The sequence below is a fragment of the Actinoplanes sichuanensis genome, assembly GCF_033097365.1.
Lineage (GTDB): Bacteria > Actinomycetota > Actinomycetes > Mycobacteriales > Micromonosporaceae > Actinoplanes > Actinoplanes sichuanensis.
Window position 1 is genome coordinate 10,875,779 of sequence record NZ_AP028461.1, and the last position, 18,185, is coordinate 10,893,963.

At 67.1% G+C, this 18,185-nt stretch carries 15 protein-coding genes and 1 pseudogene; 12 read left to right on the plus strand and 4 right to left on the minus strand.

Going from position 1 to position 18,185, the window contains the following annotated elements:
• Positions 1–165 precede the first annotated feature (165 nt).
• From Q0Z83_RS50035 to Q0Z83_RS50080, 10 genes and pseudogenes are all read left to right on the plus strand, one after another.
• On the plus strand, positions 166–1,707 hold the full coding sequence (locus Q0Z83_RS50035) for a tyrosine-type recombinase/integrase (protein ID WP_317790618.1): 1,542 nt from the start codon (positions 166–168) through the stop codon (positions 1,705–1,707).
• 70 nt (positions 1,708–1,777) lie between these two features.
• Positions 1,778–3,493, plus strand: coding sequence for a hypothetical protein (locus Q0Z83_RS50040; protein ID WP_317790619.1), 1,716 nt, complete (start codon positions 1,778–1,780; stop codon positions 3,491–3,493).
• The gene (locus Q0Z83_RS50045; protein ID WP_317790620.1) at positions 3,490–5,310 is read left to right on the plus strand and encodes a hypothetical protein; all 1,821 of its coding nucleotides are present in this window, start codon (positions 3,490–3,492) and stop codon (positions 5,308–5,310) included. The genes Q0Z83_RS50040 and Q0Z83_RS50045 overlap by 4 nt, the downstream gene beginning before the upstream one ends.
• A complete protein-coding gene (locus Q0Z83_RS50050) occupies positions 5,307–5,798 on the plus strand; it encodes a hypothetical protein (protein WP_317790621.1) in 492 nt (163 codons plus the stop codon). Before Q0Z83_RS50045 ends, Q0Z83_RS50050 begins: the two co-directional genes overlap by 4 nt.
• Positions 5,799–5,854: 56 nt before the next feature.
• Positions 5,855–6,217 (plus strand): annotated as a pseudogene (locus Q0Z83_RS50055) (uracil-DNA glycosylase family protein); the annotation flags it as partial.
• Positions 6,218–6,252: 35 nt separating this feature from the next.
• A complete protein-coding gene (locus Q0Z83_RS50060; protein ID WP_317790622.1) occupies positions 6,253–6,453 on the plus strand; it encodes a DUF3046 domain-containing protein in 201 nt (66 codons plus the stop codon).
• Positions 6,454–6,649: 196 nt separating this feature from the next.
• A complete protein-coding gene (gene recA, locus Q0Z83_RS50065; RefSeq protein ID WP_317797347.1) occupies positions 6,650–7,702 on the plus strand; it encodes a recombinase RecA in 1,053 nt (350 codons plus the stop codon).
• Between the two features lie 14 nt (positions 7,703–7,716).
• Positions 7,717–8,502: a regulatory protein RecX gene (locus Q0Z83_RS50070; RefSeq protein WP_317790623.1), complete on the plus strand. Its 786-nt coding sequence runs from the start codon at positions 7,717–7,719 to the stop codon at positions 8,500–8,502.
• A gap of 1,800 nt (positions 8,503–10,302) precedes the next feature.
• Positions 10,303–12,027, plus strand: coding sequence for a ribonuclease Y (rny, locus tag Q0Z83_RS50075; protein WP_317790624.1), 1,725 nt, complete (start codon positions 10,303–10,305; stop codon positions 12,025–12,027).
• Between the two features lie 58 nt (positions 12,028–12,085).
• Positions 12,086–12,550, plus strand: coding sequence for a hypothetical protein (locus tag Q0Z83_RS50080; RefSeq protein ID WP_317790625.1), 465 nt, complete (start codon positions 12,086–12,088; stop codon positions 12,548–12,550).
• Positions 12,551–12,653: 103 nt separating this feature from the next.
• Here the strand turns inward: Q0Z83_RS50080 and Q0Z83_RS50085 are convergent, their stop codons facing one another.
• The 4 genes from Q0Z83_RS50085 to Q0Z83_RS50100 all read right to left on the minus strand — a co-directional run bounded on the left by Q0Z83_RS50085 (position 12,654) and on the right by Q0Z83_RS50100 (position 16,031).
• Positions 12,654–13,601, minus strand: coding sequence for an amino acid ABC transporter permease (locus Q0Z83_RS50085; RefSeq protein ID WP_317790626.1), 948 nt, complete (start codon positions 13,599–13,601; stop codon positions 12,654–12,656).
• The gene (locus Q0Z83_RS50090; RefSeq protein ID WP_317790627.1) at positions 13,598–14,308 is read right to left on the minus strand and encodes an amino acid ABC transporter permease; all 711 of its coding nucleotides are present in this window, start codon (positions 14,306–14,308) and stop codon (positions 13,598–13,600) included. Before Q0Z83_RS50090 ends, Q0Z83_RS50085 begins: the two co-directional genes overlap by 4 nt.
• A gap of 31 nt (positions 14,309–14,339) precedes the next feature.
• Complete coding sequence (locus Q0Z83_RS50095) at positions 14,340–15,218, minus strand: glutamate ABC transporter substrate-binding protein (RefSeq protein WP_317790628.1); 879 nt, start codon at positions 15,216–15,218, stop codon at positions 14,340–14,342.
• Positions 15,219–15,287: 69 nt separating this feature from the next.
• A complete protein-coding gene (locus Q0Z83_RS50100) occupies positions 15,288–16,031 on the minus strand; it encodes an amino acid ABC transporter ATP-binding protein (protein ID WP_317790629.1) in 744 nt (247 codons plus the stop codon).
• 138 nt (positions 16,032–16,169) lie between these two features.
• On the opposite strand from Q0Z83_RS50100, the gene Q0Z83_RS50105 reads away from it, so the two are divergent.
• Together Q0Z83_RS50105 and miaB are read left to right on the plus strand one after the other, a co-directional pair.
• Positions 16,170–16,634: a hypothetical protein gene (locus Q0Z83_RS50105; protein ID WP_317790630.1), complete on the plus strand. Its 465-nt coding sequence runs from the start codon at positions 16,170–16,172 to the stop codon at positions 16,632–16,634.
• A gap of 21 nt (positions 16,635–16,655) precedes the next feature.
• On the plus strand, positions 16,656–18,155 hold the full coding sequence (gene miaB, locus Q0Z83_RS50110) for a tRNA (N6-isopentenyl adenosine(37)-C2)-methylthiotransferase MiaB (protein WP_317790631.1): 1,500 nt from the start codon (positions 16,656–16,658) through the stop codon (positions 18,153–18,155).
• Positions 18,156–18,185 lie beyond the last annotated feature (30 nt).

The window sequence follows — 18,185 nt, forward strand, 5'->3', positions numbered from 1 at the left end:
GGAACCCGACTCACCCGCAGGCACTGACCGCAGCCTTACGAGGATCTTCTGGCCTCCCCTGCAAGCGCCCTGGTGGCAACTCGGGAATCGATCTGGTCCTCCCAGCAACCAGCCTGCACCGTCCGGGCACCAAGATGTGTCGGGGTCGGTTGCTACCTTCGCGCCGTGGTTGATCAACTCCGAGACTTCTTCTGGGCCATGAAGTGGGCAAATCCCCGCTCCGGCTCGGGCACAGTCGCAGAACTGTGGACACAGGGAGAGTTCGACCAAGCCCGAAGCGCCGCCCGGATGGGGCGCACCACCTATCCCATCTTCATCAGCCCGCAGGGTTGGCCGGACCCCGACCTGGTGGAGTTCGCTGTCAGCGGTGACCTCGCGGCGAAAGCCCGCTCAACGCAGACGACGTACGCTCACGAGATCTGGGCCTGGCTCGACTTCCTCTACGAGAAGAAGCACGGTCTGGACTGGCGCGATGCCACGGTCGAAGACCTGCGCGACTACGAATACTGGCGCTGCCGCGACACGAAGAGTGAGGACCGGCGGAAACGGCTCGTTGGTGGCGACACCTGGCAGAAGATCTTGGCTGCCATCGCCTGTCTCTACGACTGGGCCGTCCACCGGAAGATCGTCGCCACGAGCCCCGCCGTCTATCGAGCGTTGACCGGACGCGGCGGATCTGGTCGAGGCAGGCTTGAGCAGCGGCCGACCGACGTCCAGCGCTCCGACGTCCGCTGGTTGACCCGACGCGCCTATGAACGGTGGCGACGAATCGGATTCGAGGACTACAACGCCGCCGGCCTGCGTCGCGGCATCGAACGGATCAGGACGACAAGCCGCAACGTCGCGTTCGCGGACTTCGCCTACGGCACCGGACTGCGGCGACGCGAGATCGGCGGGCTACTCACCATCGACCTGCCACGGCTGGACGAGGACGCCTCGATGCTGTCCGGCTGGCTCGCCGCTGCGCTCGGCAAGGGCCGGCGAGGCCGTGTCTTCTACATCGACCGGCGGCACCTGACCCGCGTCTACGCCTACATCCGTGACCAGCGCCGCCTGTCCATCAAGCGCGCTGAGCACCACGGCCGCTATGACGAGATCCCCGACAAGATGATCGTCACGAACGTACGCCGGCTCGGGGGCCGAAATGCGACTGTCACCTACACCGATGAGTTCGGCGGTGCACCGCAGCGCAACGTCCTCAACGCCGTGCCCCTCGATCAGCGCATGCGCATGTTCCAGCAGACCGAGGACGGCTTGGAGCCGCTCTGGCTGTGGCTGCGTGAGAACGGGCTGCCGCAGCCGATCGAACGCTGGAACAGCGTCTTCGCCGAGGCGAACAAGCGCATGGTCCGGGAAGGGCTGAAGCAACACGTCACACCCCACATGCTCCGTCACTCCTACGCGCTACACATGCTCTGCCAAGCCCAGAACGCCTACCTGCTGCGGTCCGGTATGGCTCCGGACGAGCGGCGGCAGTATCAGGCGCTGTTCGGCAACGTCTGGGAACTGGTCCGCGACCTGCTCGGACACGCCAGCGTCGAGACAACGAAGGACTGGTACCTCGAACCGGTCCGAGGTTTGCATTGGCAGACGCTGCTGATGGCGCAGGATGACAGCCCGGTTGCCGACACCGACACCATCCTTTCCCTGGTCAGCAAGCACTCCGGCCTGGTTTACGACGTTCCGAAGGACCTGCGTGGCAACTGACACCCCCACAGCGACGACAACGCCCAGGGGCTACACCCGCCCGTCGCCGCTACGGCCCGACCTAAAGGTGATGCCGGTCAGCGAACGTGGCGAGAGTCTCGGCGTCTGGGATTTCGGCGACGAGATGCCCGGCGCGCTGGTGATCCGCACGGCTCTCGCGGCTGCCTTCGCTGACGCCCTCGATGTCGGCGGCCCCTGGCGTTCCAAGTCCACCGCGCTCGCGGCGTTCAACGGCTGCAAGCACTTTCTGCGCTGGTTCAGCGAGTCAGGCCGAGAACTGAGCCACCTGCGGGATCTGACGCCCGCGGCCTGGAATGCATATTTGATCGCCACCCCCGCTTCGGTCGTTACCGCGCGGCTGTCCCTCGTCAAAACGCTGCTTCGCCGAACCGGTCAGTTGACGCCGGCGACATTGCGCGCGGTCGACGTCCGCAGCAAACGGCACGAGGCTGCCGTTCAGCAGAGCCTGACGAAAGAACAGGCCAAGGCCGTCAAGCGGACCCTGCATCGCATCGTCGCCGATGCCCATCGCCGCATCCTGAACTCCTGGCAGCACCTGGAGGACTACCGGGCGGGGGTCTTCGCGGAAGGCACCCTCGACGAGCGGCTGGGCCGCATCCTGGCCCACGTCGCAGACCACCTCGATGCCCCTCGTTCCGCAGCGACGGCTCACGTCACCGGCGAGGTCCAGCGAGTCATCGGCTCACGCGACTCGATGCGGGCGATGGAGCGGCTGTTCCTGCGCGGCGAGGAAGCCGCTGCCGTCATGTCGCTGTTCGCCCTGCACGAGGGCTGGAATCCTGGCGTCATCATGGGTTTGACCATCCGGGACGTCACCCGGGCGGACGACGGCGAGATCGACTTGCCGACTTACACCGTTGCCCTGGACAAACCGCGACGCGGCCGGCAGCGGCACATGACGAACAACCTCGTCGAGACCTCTAGCCGGACCGGTGCAGCGGTCTTGAGGATGACGATAGAGATGACCGCGTCCACGCGTGACCTCCTCGCCGCCCGCGGCGCACCGTCGGAGCGGCTCCTGATCCACCTGCCGATGAGTCTCAACGGTCGTGGCCGCCGGGGTGACGACACGCTACTAATCAGCCCGAATCCCCTCCGGGGCAGCGTGACGACGAAGCAGATGCGCGCCCTCTCTGCCCAGGTCGGGCTGCGTGACGAGAATGGAGAACTCGTCGCGTTCAACTTGCAGATGCTGCGCCGGACCACCGTCACCCAGACCGGCCCGCAGGGACACACCGAAGCGACTAACGCCAATGTTTACCGTCTGAAAGACAAGCAGGTACGGGCGGAGAGCCAGCCGGTGTTCGAGCAAGGACTCCGGGAAGCCCTCGCCCATGCCGAGGCCACCGTGCTCAAGACCGCAGCGCGGGCCGCGACAAGCGACCTGGACCCCGAGACCGCACAGAAGATCGACGACGGCGTCCTGGACACCCCCGTCGGCTCGTGCAAGGACGTCGAGCACAGCCCACTTAACAAGGGTCAACGCTGCAACGCCTCCTTCCTGATGTGTTTTTCCTGCTCAAACGCTGTTGTTGTCCCGCGACAACTACCTCGGATCGTCTACCTGCATCACCGCCTCGACACGCTGCGCCGGAGCCTGGGCGACAGCCCGGCCTGGGAGCGATGGATGCCCCACTGGCTCCGCATCACCGACCTGCTCGACCGGCACTTCACCGATGCCGAACGCGCCGCGGCCTTCGGAAAAGCGACTCCCGTGGACACAACCCTGATCGACGCCATGCTGAACAAGAGGTACGACATATGACCAGCGCCGCTGTCATTCCCCTGCACTCCGACGAGGCGCGCATCTCCTGGGCAGCCGACATGCCGGCGTTCCCGCGAGACCAAGTTCGGCCCGATGTCCTCGCCTCCGGGGCGCGGTTGCCGCGCTACGGCGACGACGAATGGGCCCTATCGCTGCTCGACCACGGGGATAGTCCGAACTCCCTGCGCGTCACCTGGTCGACCTTTCCCGCCCGGTTCCGCGAGACCTTCCGGGCGGCAGGATGGACCATGATCAACAAAGGGCTGAATCCTGACCTGATCAACCTGCGCAATGTCGGCCTCGTGTCGCACCCAGCGCCCGGCACGGCACACGTTGTCATCGCGCAGTGGCGTCTGTTCGCCCGCTGGCTCGAACACGCCAAGCCCTCGATCGAGAGCCTCAGCGAGGTGGAAGACGCCGACCTACGCGCATGGGCCACACACCTCCGAGAGACCTACGCCGCCGAGACCACGCGACTGCAGGGGCTCGTGGGCGTCACGCGCCTCTACGGGCACTCATGGCTGATTGGCCGCGACGCCCAGATCATGCGGCCCCCGTGGCTCGGCACCGGTTACAAACGCTTCATCGGCGAAGCCACACGCCGGACCGAAAACTCAACCCCGCCGATCAGCAGCGAAAGCATCAGCACGTTGCTGACCTGCGCCATCGACTGCATCGACGACTTCCTGAAGACCTACGGCAACAAGCGCAATCCGTCCCTGCGTAACCGTGAAATCACGAGGATCACCGCGGCCAGCATCACCGTGATCGCCTACCTCACGGGCATGCGGCCACAAGAGGTCCTGTCCTTGCGCACGGACTGCCTCAAGATCGTCGAAAATGACACCGGCGGCATCCGCTACGAAGTGCGGGGACGGGCGTTCAAGAACGTGCGCGACGACGAAGGTCGTCAACTCACTCAAGGCCGAGCCCGCAAGCAGCCGTGGCTGACGATCGAAGCGGGTGCACGCGCGATCCGAGCCGCGGCCATCGCGGCGAAAGCGACGGACAGCAGCGGCCTTCTCTTCCCGCGTCTGCGGATGCGCAAGGCGGTGCGGCAAGGAGGAGCCCTCACCGTTGCGGTCGCCAACAACCGCATCACCGACTTCGTCAGTCACGTCAACGCGGTGCTCGCGCCGCAGACCGGCCGAAAGCCCATCGACGTCGAATCCGAGGGCAACATCACCCTCCGCCGCTTCCGTCGCACCCTGGCCTTCCACATCGCCCGCCAGCCCCTCGGCGAGGTCGCGCTCGGCGTTCAATACGGCCACCTGAACATCGTCACCGGTCAGGGCTACGCCGGCCGATCTGAAGCGGGCCTGCAAGGTCTCATCGACTTCGAGCGCATGACGAAAGTGGTCGAACTGCTCGACTCGCTCGTCGAGGAACAGGAGTCCGGCACCACCGTGAGCGGGCCGGCTGCCGCCCGGCTGTCATCGGCCCTCATGCGCTACGAGACTGACTTCGCCGGCACGACCTGGACCGACAAGGAGGCCAAGCGGATGCGCAAGACGCCCGGCCTGCAGATCTTCGACAACCCGAACACGATGGTTCTCTGCGTCTTCGACGCCGCTACCTCCCGCTGCCACGCGGGCACCAGCCCGTCGAGCACCACCCGGAGCACGCCCGCCCTGGACAACTGCGCACGCTCCTGCGCCAACATCGCACGCACCGACCGACACATCGCCGCCCTCCGCGAAGAACGCGAGGGTCTCGCAACCGAGGCTACGCAGGTTCCCGAACCGATCGCCGCTCGACTCCATCAGCGCATCGCAGACATCGATCAGATCGTCCACGACCACAAGGCGGCAGCATGAGCAGCGCATCGACCTGGGAGGTCCCGAACGCCGACCACCCCGAGCGACGCGCGATCCTAGCCGCGATGACCCGCGTCCTGGCCGGCACCACGAACCGGAAGTTGACCGTCAAGGACCTCGCAGAAGAGGCCGGGCTCAAACGGCACCACCTGGTCAACAAGCACACCGACCTTCGCGATCTGTTCTACGCCGAGGTCGAACGTTCGGGGGTCGAACGCGAGCCGGCGGTTGTCATCCGGCTCCGCAAGGAGATCACGGAACTGCGCGACACCGTGAGCAAGAGAAACGAAACGATCCAGGAGTTAGAAGCCAAAAACGAGCAGTATGCCGAGAACCTCGCGGTCGCGATCATGAGGATCAGGCAGTTGGAACGCGACCTCGCCGCCGCAGCGGCCAGGCAGTCACCTTCAGACGAGCAACAGGTTCCCCCACCCCACGGACGGAACCACCTGCGGTCAGTGCCCACGGGTGAGTCGGGCTCCTGGTGATCTAGCCAGCGCAACACGCTGGTACTGCAACACGAGAACTCTCAATAGAAGTGTTCAAGCACTTCCGTTTCGAGTTGCGGGGCAGCCGCCGGATCCACCAGACGCCGGGCCCGGCCCACATCGAGGCCTGCCGACCCTGGCTGGTGTCCGAGTTCTCACTGCTCAAGCCGAAGCTGGTGGTGATCCTCGGCGCGTCCGCGGGAAAGGCGCTGCTCGGACCGGACTTCCGGGTGACCAGGTCACGTGGGCGGCTGATGCCGTGGCCCGCCTCGGCCCAGCATCCCGAGGACTTCCCCATCGCGGAGATCCAGGCGTTGGCCACGATCCATCCGTCGGCGGTGCTGCGGGCCGACGATCGGGAGACGGCGTACCGCGGTCTCGTCGACGATCTCCGGGTGGCGGCAGCGGCGGTCGCCTGAGGTGCGGCGGAGTCGCGTCTGGGTACCCTTCTCCGGTGCGGTTGACAGATTTCTGGGAACGCCTGGAACAGAGCTTCGGCTCCGCCTATGCCCATAGCATCGCGGCCGACCACTCCTTCACGGAGCTCGGCGGACGAACCATAGACGAGGCCATTGCTCAGGGTGTCGAAACCGCTACCATCTGGCGCGCTGTGGTGACCGCGTACCCCGATCGGGTGCCGTCCAGCCTGCGTTGAGCCGCTTTTAGTACGCCTGTTCTGGCGTGTCACTCGATCGTCGTACAGGTGTTCGGCTATTGTCCACAGCGGCTCGGTCATCCACAGCACACGACAGGGCGGGAGATTTTTGTCGTACCCCTCGCCTAACGTGTCGACCGTGGTGAACAAGAGCTCGTCGACGAAGAGCACGAAGTCGAATACAGGGGTGGCGGGAATGGCGGCAGGAACACCTGATCGGGAGAAAGCGCTCGAGTTGGCGCTGGCACAGATCGACAAGCAGTTCGGCAAGGGCTCGGTGATGCGGCTCGGGGAGCGCCCGGTCCAGCAGATGGCCGTCATCCCCACCAGCTCCATCGCCCTCGATGTGGCGCTCGGCGTCGGCGGTCTGCCGCGCGGCCGGGTCATCGAGGTCTACGGCCCCGAGTCGAGCGGTAAGACGACGGTCGCCCTGCACGCGGTGGCCAACGCACAGAAGGCGGGCGGTCTCGCGGCGTTCATCGACGCCGAGCACGCCCTCGACCCGGAATATGCCCGGGCTCTCGGTGTCGACACCGACGCCCTGCTGGTCTCCCAGCCGGATACCGGTGAGCAGGCTCTCGAGATCGCGGACATGCTGATCCGCTCCGGTGCCCTCGACATCATCGTCATCGACTCGGTGGCGGCCCTCGTGCCGCGTGCCGAGATCGAGGGTGAGATGGGCGACAGTCACGTCGGTCTTCAGGCCCGTCTGATGAGCCAGGCCCTTCGGAAGATCACCGGTATTCTGAACAACTCGGGCACGACCGCCATCTTCATCAACCAGCTTCGCGAGAAGATCGGTGTGATGTTCGGTTCACCTGAGACCACGACCGGTGGTCGGGCCCTGAAGTTCTACGCGTCGGTCCGTCTCGACGTTCGGCGTATCGAGGCTCTGAAGGACGGCACCGACGTCGTCGGTAACCGGACCCGGGTCAAGGTCGTCAAGAACAAGGTGGCCGCGCCGTTCAAGCAGGCCGAATTCGACATCATGTACGGCAAGGGCATCTCCCGGGAGGGCTCGCTCATCGACGTCGGCGTCGAGCAGAGCATCATCCGCAAGTCGGGTGCCTGGTACACCTACGACGGCGACCAGCTCGGCCAGGGCAAGGAGAAGGCCCGGGAGTTCCTCAAGGAGAACCCGGACGTCGCCGCCGAGATCGAGAAGAAGATCCTGGAGAAGCTCGGTGTCGGCCAGGCCGGTGCCGGCGATGCCGCCGGTGGCCCGGAACTGCCGCCGGTCGACTTCTGATCCGGTAGTCCGCGATGGCCGGACGGCGCGGCGCACGGTCCGGGCGGGGATGGGATGCCATTCCGCCCCGGACCGGCGCCGGCACGACATCGGGCGACGATACGGACGAGCCGCGACGTTCCACGGGGCGTCGCGGCCGCCGTGGCGCCCCATCCGCCGGGGCGTTCCCGGACGGCGCTCCATCCATCGGTGCGTTCCCGGGCGGCGCTCCAACCACCGGGGCGTTCCGTGACGGTGACACCCCGGCGCGGGCAGAGCCGCCGCGCAGTGAGTCCGAGGTGGCCCGGGAGATCTGCCTGCGCCAGCTGGCGGTTCGCCCGAGGACCCGGGCTGAGCTGGCGAAGGTGCTGGTCCGCAAGGAGATCTCCGAGGAGGTGATCGCCGAGGTCCTCGACCGCTACGACGAGGTCGGGATCATCGACGATGCGGCCTTCGCGCGCGCCTGGGTCTCCAGCCGGCACCACGGCCGTGGGCTGGCCCGCCGGGCGCTCGCCAATGAGCTGCGGCAGCGTGGCGTCGACGCGGAAGTCGCGGTCGAGGCGCTGGAGGCGGTCGACGACGAGGCCGAGGCATCAGCGGCCCGGACCCTGGTGGACCGGAAACTCCGCACGGCGAGGGGTACGCCCGACGCCATCTTCCGCCGGCTGGTCGCGATGCTCGCCCGAAAGGGCTACCCAGCCGGGGTCGCCATTCGAGCGGTCAAGGACGCGCTGGCTGCCCGAGACGCCGAAGCCGCCGAATTCGCCGACGCGATCGACCCGGACGCCCTCGCCGACGAAGCCGAAGACCTCCAGTCCTAGGCGTGACCCCGGCCACCTGGCCCGGTGACACGGGGGTGCCCCCTGACGGTCCGGGCCTCGGCTGCGGCGACGGCTGGCGTCCCGGTTCGGCATGACCGATGGGCCGGACGGAGCGGCGAGCCCGCAGCAGTGCGTCGGTGAGGCGGACAGCGACGGGTGAGGGAAGCGGTGGGCGGACCGACTGCGGAAGCGCGGCGGCTCGGTGCGGTCGGGAGGCTTCGCCTCGGGAGCCGGGAAAGTGGTGTCGGCTACTGAGCCCGGCCGTTGATGCCGGTGGCCAGGGCGTTCGCCGATATAGTCCTGATGTGAGGATCGCTCCTCTGGTGACCGTTCGGCCCGATATCACGCGGCGGCTTCGAGGTCGTGGTGGCTGATACGTTCCGTCACTTCGGGTCGTTGTCACGCTCCGTGTCGTGCGCTTCGGCGGTGGCGTCGGTGGCGATAATGGTTACGGCTGAGGAGGGAAGGGCGCGATCGCGTGGTACGTCTGGAATTGTCCCGTGGGATCGTGAGCTGGGCGTAAGCATCTCTGTGCCGTACGTCCTATCCGCTGCCGAATCATGAGTCCTTGACCGAAGCGGTGCTTGCGACCTAGCCTCGCGTTACACAAGGTTTGTTCGACCATCGCATGCAACAGGCACAACATAGATCGCATTACATTACGGCATCACTTGGGCGGTTTTCGCTCGATGGTTGCCTCCGTCGGCCGCTGACCGCGCGGCGGACGGCGCGACATACCGGCGGTCAACCCCACAACTCCACACACTCCTGATTCGAGCGTCCGGTGGGCGGCTCGCTGGCAGGGCTCTTCGAAGCCGGCCGGGGGATCAGACGGGTCTCGGGCGACGATGTTCGCTCGAGCCATCGTCGTATCCCACGGACTGTAACGATGTTTCCGATCCGGTGAGGCGACCAGGGCGGCGAGGCTACGCAGGGAAACGCTGTTCGGATGGGCGCACCGTGATCATCCGACGCGGCTGTCCTCCCTACGTCCGGAGAAACCGGATGACGGACGCAATGTGCGACCGGCGCCGGACGACCCGGTAGAGCCCGACCGTCGAGCCAGACGACCGAAGCCGACGGAAACCGAGCCGCGACCGGCCCGGCCGATGCCGCCCAAGCCGACCCAGGCGGAAAGCTGGCCCACGGGCGAAAGCCGACCCAGCGGGCGAGCCGGCCCAACGGGAGAGCCGACCCACGCGGGCGAGCCGGCCCAGGAAAAGCTGACCCAACGGGAAAGCCGACCGACACGGGCTGGCTGGTCCAAGGGAAAGCGGACCCGAGGGAAAGCGGGACCCGAGGGGAAGGCCGACCCAACGGGGAAGCCGACCGACACGGGCTGGCTGGTCCAAGGGAAAGCCGACCCGACGGGAAGGCGGACCCAACGGGAAAGCCGACCCACACGGGCGAGCCGGCCCAAGGGAAAGCCCAGGCGAGCCGACCCAACCGGGAAAGCGGGCCAAGCGGAAAAGCCACCAGGCAGGAAGGCTGACCAGGGCGAAAGCCCGAACCAGCCAACCCCGTCGAAGGCCGGACCGCCGACCCGCCGGAAACCGGACAGGGCAGGTCAGGCGGCAACGTGCGGCGATGTCCCGCACGGCCGGCGGACCCGGACAAGCGGACGAGTCCGCTTGCATCGGGCGGCGAGGGCCGTTCGGACGGAGACTGGAAGCTCGGGGTGGCCGAAGGCGGAGCGCGTGACACCCGGGCCGGTGCCGCCCGCGGTCAGCTGCCTTGGTCGGGCATCCCGCAGAGAGTCCGCGCGTGCACAGCGTCGGCGGCGAAGGGAGACGCGGCGAGATGACCCCCGTGGACTGGGTGCTCGTGGTTGCGATCATCGTGCTTGCCGCGTCGGTGATAGCCGGGCTCGTCCTCGGGGCGCGTGCGCTGCGCGTGCTGCACACCGATCGGCAGGATGCCCAGGATCGGCGCGAGCAGGCGGTCGGTGACGCCCAGGCGAAGGTCGAGGACGCAAAAGCCAAGGCCGCTTCGGTACGGGCGGAGACCGCAGCCGCGAAAGCCGAGGCGAACGCCGCCCGGGCCGAGGCACGCCGGGTCCTGGAGACCGCCCACGGTGAGGCCGACACGATCCTCGAACACGCCCACCGTCAGGCCGAGACCGACGCCGAACAGCTGAGGGCCGCGGCTCGTCGTTCCGGGGAGCGAGAGATCGCTCTATTGAACGCGACGGTGAAGGAGCAGGCCGCCGAGGTGGAGCGCCGCGCCGGCCGGATCGACGAGCGGGAGCGGCTGCACGGCGAAGAGGTGGAGCGCCTGGTCGAGCGGGAGCGTCGGATCGCCGCCCTGGAGTCGGACCTGTCGAAGCGGGAGTCGGCGCTGGCGTCGCGGGAGGCGGAACTCGCCAAGGCGGACGAGGTGAAGCGCCGCGAGCTGGAGCGGATCGCCGGCCTGACCGCGGAGACGGCGCGCACCGAACTGATCGAGGCGATCGAGGGGCAGGCTAAGCGGGAGGCCGCGATCCTGGTCCGGGACATCGAGACAGACGCGCGGAGCACCGCCGACACCCGGGCCCGGCACATCGTGGTCGACGCCATCCAGCGGATCGCCAGCGAGCAGACCGCGGAGAGCGTGGTCAGTGTCCTGCACCTGCCGAGCGACGAGATGAAGGGCCGGATCATCGGCCGTGAGGGCCGCAACATCCGGGCGTTCGAGTCGACCACCGGCGTCAACCTGATCATCGACGACACCCCGGAGGCGGTCCTTCTCTCCTGTTTCGATCCGGTACGCCGGGAGGTGGGCCGCCTGACGCTGGAGAAACTGGTGCTGGACGGCCGGATCCATCCGCACCGGATCGAGGAGGTCTTCGACAGCGCGAAGAACGAGGTGGAGCGGCTGTGTGACCGGGCGGCCGAGGAGGCCCTGGTCGACGTCGGGATCACCAACATCCACCCGGAGCTGGTGAAACTGCTGGGCCGGCTGCGATACCGGACGAGCTACGGCCAGAACGTGCTGAAGCATCTGGTGGAGACCGCGCACATCGCCGGGATCATGGCGGCTGAACTGGGCCTGGACGTGCCGACGATGAAGCGGGCGGCGTTCCTGCACGACATCGGTAAGGCGCTGACCCACGAGGTGGAGGGCAGTCACGCGCTGATCGGCGCCGACATGGCCCGCAAGTACGGCGAGCACGAGGACATCGTCCACGCCATCGAAGCGCACCACAACGAGGTGCCGCCGCAGACCATCGAGGCCGTGCTCACGCAGGCGTCCGACGCGTGTTCCGGGGGACGGCCCGGCGCCCGACGGGAGAGCCTGGAGGCGTACGTCAAGAGGTTGGAACGTATCGAGGAGATCGCCGGCGGCAAAGCCGGTGTGGAGAAGGTCTTCGCGATGCAGGCCGGCCGGGAGATCCGGGTGATGGTGCGCCCCGACGACATCGACGACATCGGCGCCGCCGTGCTGGCCCGTGACGTGGCGAAGCAGATCGAGGAGGAGCTGACCTACCCGGGCCAGATCCGCGTCACCGTCGTACGAGAGTCCCGGGTAACGGAGCTTGCCCGCTGATCGGCATCGGCCACCGACGGGGCGGCAGAATCATCTGATCGAATGTAGCGTCTCCCGCATGAGATCGATGAAGGCATTTTCCTCTCTCGTTGCGGGAGCTGTTGCGGTGGTTGGGCTCGCGTCACCCGCGAGCGCCGCTGAACAGCGTGCGGCGGCTCCTGCGGCCGCTGCGTTGCTGGGTGGATCGGCTATCAACCTCACTGTTCCCTACACCATGCAGATCGCCAGGTTCATCGCCGGCGGTCCGTCGAGTTGCTCCATCTGGAATGAGCAGGGAAATGCAACTATCGACCCGGTGACCTGGCGTTGCCAGCTCGGTGATGCTGCCGACGACGACGGTTTCCGCTTCACCAACCTTCCCGCCGGAGGGTATTACGTGCGTTTCAACAGCCCGTCGAACCCGTCGGCGCCGTATCGGTGGGTGGCGAACGGGAAATGGACCAAAATCAAAGACACGCATTCGGCCGTGTGTCGTTGGCAGAGCGGTGAAGAACGATACGACGCCTACTGCACCGTGCAGTAATCGTTGATGCCCGGCTCTTCGGTGGGCGTCCGTCGGAACGGCCGCCGAAGAGCCGGGTGACGCGTCAGCGATTCGCGAGAATCAAAGCGTGACCGGAATGGCGTCAGACGTTGGCGCCCGCGTCGACCGGCGTGGCCACTTCCGAGGCGGTCGGGAGCGCGGCGGTCTTGCGCCCGCGGGCGAGCCGGCGCTGGACGTACTGGGCGAGCTTCGACAGCGAATAGTTCACCAGGATGAACAGCACCGCGATCACGAAGTAGACCTGGATCGGGTTGCTCAGCACGCCGATGATCTGCTTGCCGATGTTCAGGGTCTCCTCGTAGCTGATGATGAAGCCGAGCGAGGTGTCCTTGAGGACCACGACGAGCTGGCTGATCAGCGCCGGCAGCATGATCCGGAAGGACTGTGGCAGCAGGATCAGCGTGGTGGTCTGGAACGGCGAGAGCCCGATCGCGACCGCCGCCTCCCGCTGGCCGAACGGCAGGCCCTCCATACCGGAGCGCAGGATCTCGGCGATGACCACACCGTTGTAGACGGTCAGGCCGATCACCAGGTACCACAGCGTCTCGAGGGTGACGCCGAACTCGGGCAGGCCGCGTGCGACGAAGAAGATCGTGATGACCACCGGCAGGCCGCGGAACACCTCGACACAGACCCGGGTGAGTACGGCCAGCCCGCTGCCGAGACCGCGCAGCAGGTAGGCGACCGGGGTGGAGAGCCCGGCGTACCGGCGGCCGGCCAGGCTCTTGAGCTGCAGCCGCAGGATGGCCAGCAGGGTGCCGATGATCAGCGACGCGACGATGGCCAGGCCTGCCGCGATCAGCGTGTTCTCGATGCCGACCCAGATCCGCTCCCAGACCAGGACGAAGTTCTCGTTCGAGGGGTCGATCAGCGGCCCCCAGAGCTCCATCGAGAACTGCCCCTTCTCGTCCAGGGGCAGGTAGATCAGGTAGTACGCGCCGGCCGCCACCAGGAGGGCGGCCAGCACACTGATGATCAGGGTGAGCCGCCGCTGGCGGGGGCCCGGAACGTCGTAGAGGACGCTGCTCATCGGGCCGCCACCGCCTGCCGCCGCTCGATCCGGTCGAGGAGGGCCCCGAGAGGGACGGTCATGATCAGGTATCCGATCGAGATGCCGATGGCGACGGGGATGAAGGCGTAACCCTCGGCCGAGGTGAGCTGGTCGGCGCTCTGTGAGAGGTCACCGACGACGCCGAAGAAGCCGATCAGCGCCGAGTTCTTGATCATCGCGATGATCACCGAACCGAGCGGGACGATCGAGGCCTTCCACGACTGCGGCAGCACCACGTACCGCAGGTTCTGCCCGAAGGTCAGCCCGAGTGAGCGGGCGGCCTCGGCCTGGCCGGGCGGCACCGCGTTGATCCCGGACCGCAGCGCCTCACAGACGAAGGCGGCGGTGTAGAGGGTCAGCGCGATCAGGGCGAATCGGAAGTACGGCAGGTCGGTGCTGAGCCGGGTGAAGACCACGTCCAGGCCCGGGATACGCAGGAAGTCGGCGTTGGAACCGAGTGCCGGCAGGGCGAACGCGGCGAAGAACATCACCACGGTCAGCGGCATGTTGCGGAAGATCGTGACGTACGCGGTGCCGAGCGCGCGCAGCGGCGGCACCGGTGAGATGCGGAGCACCGCCACGACGGCGCCCAGGATGAGGGCGCCGATCGCGGCGAGCACGCAGATCTGGAGGGTGAGCCAGAAACCGCCCGCGAAGACGTCGAACTTGTCTACTAGCACACTCACGGGCGGAAGCTCCCCGGATCAGCGGTTGATATCAGTAGCGGTTGACGGCCGGGGCGGTGCCGAGCTCAGCGCCGAACTTGCCGGCGGTGTCGTCCCACGCCTTCTTCCAGCTGCCGTCCTTGTAGGCCTTCTCCAGCGTGTCGTTGATGAACGACCGGAAGTCCTTGTCGTCGATCTTCACGCCGATGCCGTACGGCTCCTTGGTGAAGTTGTCGCCGGCCAGCTTGTACTTGCCCTCGTTCTTGGCGATGTAGCCCAGGAGGATGACGTTGTCCGTGGTCACGGCGTTGACCTGGCCGCCGTCCAGGGCGGTGATGCACTTGTCGTAGGTGTCGAAGAGCACCAGCTGGGTGGCGACGTCCTTGACGTACGTCTTGATCGTCTCGGCCGGGGTCGAGCCGGTGACCGAGCAGACCTTCTTGTCGCCCGCCTTGAAGGCGTCCGGGCCGGTGATCGTCGCGTCGTCCGCCTTGACCAGGATGTTCTGGCCGGCCTCGTAGTACGGCCCGGCGAAGGCGATGCGCTCCTTGCGCTTGTCGTTGATCGTGTACGTCGCCACGATGAAGTCGACGTTGTTGTTCACGATCGCGTCCTCGCGGATCTTCGAGGTCGTCTCGACGAACTCGATCTTGTCCGTGGGGATGCCGAGCTCCTTGACGATGATCTTCGCGACCTCGACGTCGAAGCCCTCCGGCTTGCCGGACAGGCCCTTCAGGCCGAAGCCGGGCTGGTCGAACTTGGTGCCGACCTTGATCGCCTGAGCCTTGTTGAGCTTCTCCATGGTGCTACCGGCGGCGAACGACTTGCTGGAGCCGGTGTCACCCGACTCGGTCTTGTCGCCGCCACACGCGGTCAGGCCGAAAGTCAGAGCCGCGGCGGTGGCCACAACGGCTGCACGAGTGAAACGCATACTTCATCTCCTTTTCGATCAGAACCGCCGTCGTGTGGCGGCTCTGAGGGCTGGCGCCGGTGAGGACGCTCAGTGCGTGAGGATCTTGGAAAGGAAGTCCTTGGCCCGGTCGCTCCGCGGGTTCGCGAAGAACTCCTCCGGCGTCGCCTGCTCGACGAGCTGGCCGTCGGCCATGAACACGACCCGGTCGGCCGCGTGCCGGGCGAAACCCATCTCGTGGGTGACGACCACCATCGTCATGCCGTCGCGGGCCAGCGAGGTCATCACGTCCAGCACCTCGCCCACCATCTCCGGGTCGAGCGCACTGGTGGGCTCGTCGAAGAGCAGCGCCTTGGGCTGCATGGCGAGAGCCCGCGCGATCGCGACACGCTGCTGCTGGCCGCCGGAGAGCTGAGCCGGGTACTTGTCGGCCTGATTGGCGATGCCGACCCGCTCCAGCAGGCCCATGGCGCGGTCACGTACCGCCGCGGGCTTCTCCTTGCGCACCTTGACCGGGCCCAGCATCACGTTCTGCAGGATGGTCTTGTGCGCGAAGAGGTTGAAGGACTGGAACACCATGCCGACTTCGCTGCGTAGCCGTGCCAGAGCACGGCCCTCGGCCGGAAGTGGCCGCCCGTCGAAGGTGATCGTGCCGGAGTCGATCGGCTCCAGCCGGTTGATGGCACGGCACAGCGTGGACTTACCGGACCCGGAGGGTCCGATGACGACCACGACCTCGCCGCGCGCGACAGACAGGTCGACGTCCTGTAGCACGTGCAAGGGGCCGAACCACTTGTTGACGTTCTCAAGGACGATGAGAGCCTCGCCTGTCACCCCTGGTCCATCCGCTCGTTGTCGGTTCACTCGAATGGACACACCCTATGGGCCCGTCCGTATCGGAATGTGTCGAGAATGGTCACGGAGCGGTAACACAGCCAATGCGCTGAGAGAGGGGTCCGGACCATGGACTTTATGGCGGACGGCCCGTGGAACTGGTGCATCGCCGGCCGGGCCGATCCGGACCGGGTGATGGGTGCGCTCGCCGGCGCTCTGGAACGTCAGGTGCACGGCATGGTCGCCGGCGCGGATCTGCTCTGCGACGTCTATCACGTCGGCGGAGACTTCCCGACGATGGTCGACATCTACTTGACACCCGCCGGCGTCGTCGAGGAGACCATCGCCGGCGCCGTCGCGGTCCGGCTTGGTGCCGCGGTCCTGCTTCCCGACGACACCCTCAACCCTTCGCGGTACGTGTTGTGCGAGCCCGACGGCACGATCAGGGCGGTGCACGTCGACGAACGGGAGACCGACGACGGCACCGAGCGGCGGCACGTGCGCGCCTGCACCGGCCACGACCCGGCGTGCGCCGCCCCGGCCGGTTGTGACCGATCGCGGTGGAAACCGGACCCGACGCCGGAGCGGCCCGCCGCGGCGTGAGGGGTAGCCTGGTCAATTGCCATGACTACCGAGACTCCGGGCGCCCCGCGCACCTACGATGTGCGCACCTACGGCTGCCAGATGAACGTGCACGACAGCGAGCGGATCTCCGGCCTGATGGAGGACGCCGGCTACGTGCGCGCCCCCGAGGCCGACGCGGCGGACGTGGTCGTCTTCAACACCTGTGCGGTACGGGAGAACGCCGACAACCGCCTCTACGGCAACCTCGGCCACCTGCGCCCCACCAAGCTCAAGAACCCCGGCATGCAGATCGCGGTCGGTGGCTGCCTCGCCCAGAAGGACAAGGGCGACATCGTCAAGAAGGCGCCCTGGGTCGACGTCGTCTTCGGCACCCACAACATCGGCTCGCTGCCGGCGATGCTGGAGCGCGCCCGGCACAACGAGGAGGCGCAGGTCGAGATCCTCGAGTCACTCGAGGTCTTCCCCTCCACGCTGCCGACCAAGCGCGAGTCGACGTACGCGGGGTGGGTCTCCATCTCGGTCGGCTGCAACAACACCTGCACCTTCTGCATCGTGCCCAGCCTGCGCGGCAAGGAGAAGGACCGCCGGCCCGGCGACATCCTGGCCGAGGTGCGCGCCCTGGTCGCCGAGGGGGTCCTCGAGGTGACCCTGCTCGGGCAGAACGTGAATTCCTACGGGGTCGAGTTCGGCGACCGGCTCGCCTTCGGCAAGCTGCTGCGCGCCTGCGGCGAGGTGGAGGGCCTGGAGCGGGTCCGGTTCACCAGCCCGCACCCGAAGGACTTCACCGACGACGTGATCGCCGCGATGGCCGAGACGCCCAACGTGTGCCACTCGCTGCACATGCCGCTGCAGTCCGGCTCGGACACCGTGCTGAAGGCGATGCGCCGCAGCTACCGCCAGGAGAAGTACCTGGGAATCATCGAGAAGGTCCGGGCCGCCATGCCGGACGCCGCGATCACCACCGACATCATCGTCGGTTTCCCCGGCGAGACCGACGAGGACTTCGAGCAGACCCTCGAGGTGGTCCGCCGGGCCCGGTTCTCCAGCGCCTTCACCTTCCAGTATTCGAAGCGCCCCGGCACCCCGGCCGCGACGATGGAGGAGCAGGTCCCGAAGGCGGTCGTGCAGGAGCGTTACAACCGGCTGATCGCCACCCTCGAGGACATCACCTGGTCGGAGAACAAGAAGCTGGTCGGCGAGAAGGTCGAGGTCCTGGTGGCGGTGGGCGAGGGCCGCAAGGACGAGCGCACCGGCCGGATGAGCGGCCGCGCGCGTGACGGCCGTCTGGTGCACTTCGCCACGGGTGAGCTGACCGGCGACCGGGCCCCGCGTCCGGGCGACATCGTCGAGACGGTGATCACCTACGCCGCCCCGCACCATCTCAACGCCGACGGCGACCCGCTGAGCCACCGCCGGACCCGTGCCGGCGACGCCTTCGAGGCCGGCCGTACCCCGAAGCTGAAGGGCGTCTCGCTCGGTCTGCCGTCGATCGGTGTCCCGGTCCCGTTGCCGCCCGCCGCCGACGGCTGCGCGGTCTGAGGCCACCGCTCCCGGACAGCCGCGGCGGTT